Origin of the sequence: Cupriavidus sp. HMR-1 (assembly GCF_000319775.1) — a bacterium.
GTDB classification, from domain to species: Bacteria; Pseudomonadota; Gammaproteobacteria; order Burkholderiales; family Burkholderiaceae; genus Cupriavidus; species Cupriavidus metallidurans.
Window position 1 is genome coordinate 1 of record NZ_ANKP01000212.1, and the last position, 1,540, is coordinate 1,540.

Annotated in this window: 2 protein-coding genes; one reads left to right on the forward strand and one right to left on the reverse strand. The window is 67.0% G+C overall.

The window, feature by feature from the left end:
• On the reverse strand, window positions 1-1,132 hold a 1,132-nt coding region (locus tag D769_RS20415; RefSeq protein WP_008648992.1), incomplete at its 3' end, for a gamma-glutamyltransferase.
• A gap of 123 nt (window positions 1,133-1,255) precedes the next feature.
• Here D769_RS20415 and D769_RS20420 point away from each other — a divergent pair.
• A partial coding sequence (locus D769_RS20420) for a LysR family transcriptional regulator (RefSeq protein ID WP_008648994.1) occupies window positions 1,256-1,540 on the forward strand: 285 nt, incomplete at its 3' end.

The following is a 1,540-nucleotide window of genomic DNA, read 5'->3' on the forward strand; positions in this document are numbered from 1 at the left end:
CCACGGCGGGGTCAGGCATACGCGGCGCGCGGCCACCCAGCGCGCCGGGGCACATCGTCAGCGCCGCCCGATCACCGATCAGCGCCGCGCGGCTGGCCAGATAGTGCGGATTGAGCAGCGTGGCCAGCGGGCTATCGACGAAGCGCGGATCGCCATACCAGGCGGCGCGGTCGGCCATCGCCAGCTTGGCAGCCTCGGCGATCGTGTGGACGAACTCGGGCGATGTTGGCGCGTGCGCCTCCAGCCCCGCATGGCGCAGCATCCCGAGTTGCTGCAGGAACACCGGGCCCTGGCTCCAGATATCGCACTTGGCCACGCTGTAACGGCCAAAGTCCAGCGAGACGGGCGCCTCGACCGTGGCTTGCCAGAGCTCCATGTCCTCGAAGCGCAGCAGGCCGATGTGCTTTTCGCCAGTGGTGTCGCGTACCGGCGTGTTGCGGCAGTACGCGTCGATCTCTTCGGCCACGAAGCCCTGATACCAGCAGCGCATGGCCGCGTCGATCTGGCCTTCGCGGGTGTCGCTCTGCGCGATCGCAGTCGTCACGATGCGCGTATAGGTATCGGCCAGCACCGGCAGCGTGTGCAAGCTGCCGGGGCGTGGCACCTTGCCGTCCGGCAGCCAGGTATCGGCCGAACTGTGCCATTCGTCACGGAACAACGCCTGCACGGCAAGGATCGCCTGCGAGATGCGGGGCACGAGCGGAAAGCCGTCGCGCGCGTAGCCAATGGCCGGTGCGAGCACGTCGGCGAGCGACCAGGTGCCATGATCACGCAGCATCGTCATCCACGCGCCGAAGGCTCCCGGCACCGTCGCCGGCATCAGCCCGATGCCGGGCATCATCTCCATGCCCATCTTGCGCAGCGCTTCCGGATCAGCCAGCGCCGGGGCAGGGCCCTGGCCGCAGACCGAGCGCGCGGCACGCTCACGCTCGCTCCAGAACAGGATCGGCACCTCACCGCCGGGCCCGTTCAGATGTGGCTCCACCACCTGCAGCACGAAGCCGGCTGCCACGGCAGCATCGAACGCATTGCCGCCACGTTCGAGCACGCCCATGGCGGTCTGCGTGGCAAGCCAGTGGGTGGAAGCAGCAACGCCGAACGTGCCGACGATCTCGGGGCGTGTCGTGAACATGAAGTGTGCGCGCAATGGCTGGATCGGAATGTAGTCGAGTATAGGCAAGTGAAATAACCACCAAGAGCCAAATACTTATCGGTGCATTACCATTCGGTTATACGACTCCTTTCCATTGCCGCCATGCCGATCGCCACCGATAAGCTGCTGCACAACATCGTCTCCCGGCTGCGCCTGCGCCACCTGCCGCTGCTGCTTGCGCTTGAGCGGCAGCGCTCGATCTCGCGCGTGGCGGCCGAAATGAACCTGTCACAGCCGGCCGTGACCAAGGCGCTGCGGGAAATCGAGGACATTTTCACCACGCCGCTGTTCACCCGCACCCGCAACGGCCTGGAGCCGACCGCAACCGGCACGGCAGTGCTGGGCCATGCGCGCATGGCGCTGGCCGACGCTGACGCGCTGGGGCGC